We start from the raw sequence: 751 nt of genomic DNA, 5'->3' as shown, positions 1-751 counted from the left end.
GCCCTCGACACATAAGATTGGTCATAGCACTAAGGGAAATTTTACGCGCTTCATCAGAAACTTCTCCCACCACAGCTGGAGCAAATAATTGTGCTTCATCGACAACAACAAGCATGGGATACCAATAATCACGTTCCACATCAAACAGTGCACCAAGAAAGGTACCCACAGCGCGCATCTGTTGTTCAGTATCCAAACCTTCAAGATTCAACACCACTGAAACCCGATGTTGGCGAATCCTGTAAGCAATACGCATTAACTCTTGTTCGCTTCGTTGCGCTTCAACAATGACATGTCCAAATTTATCTGCCAAAGTGACGAAATCACCCTCTGGATCGATCACACAATGTTGTACCCATGAAGAACTTTGTTCAAGAAGACGGCGCAAAAGATGTGATTTTCCAGAACCAGAATTGCCCTGCACAAGAAGACGTGTCGCCAATAATTCTTCCAAATCAACAAATGCCGGCATTGATTTACGCAAAGCATTACCTTCTGCCATCTCACCCAAGGCGATCTCCACCTTCATAACGTCTCCACTATTTGATTTTGAATCCGGCTCGTATTGATTTATTGTCCATCTAGACCATGCTTGTAACATTTCCTCTCTCTTAACGGTAGAAATCATCGATTTTTCCCACAACTCTTGCATCTATGAATGGTTTGAATTATAGAGAAAACTTCTGCGTAGACACCCTTGGAGGCAACGCAGAATGGAGCAAGCGCTGCCTATCAGCGTATATCTTCATAT

At 43.4% G+C, this 751-nt stretch carries 1 protein-coding gene; it reads right to left on the bottom strand.

From position 1 onward, the window contains the following. A partial coding sequence (locus tag ACFINO_RS10335; protein ID WP_375655735.1) for a helicase HerA domain-containing protein occupies window positions 1-529 on the bottom strand: 529 nt, incomplete at its 3' end. Window positions 530-751: the final 222 nt, after the last annotated feature.

It is taken from the genome of Bartonella sp. AA83SXKL, from assembly GCF_042196965.1.
GTDB lineage: Bacteria > Pseudomonadota > Alphaproteobacteria > Rhizobiales > Rhizobiaceae > Bartonella.
This window is presented reverse-complemented; position numbering and strand designations above follow the sequence as displayed.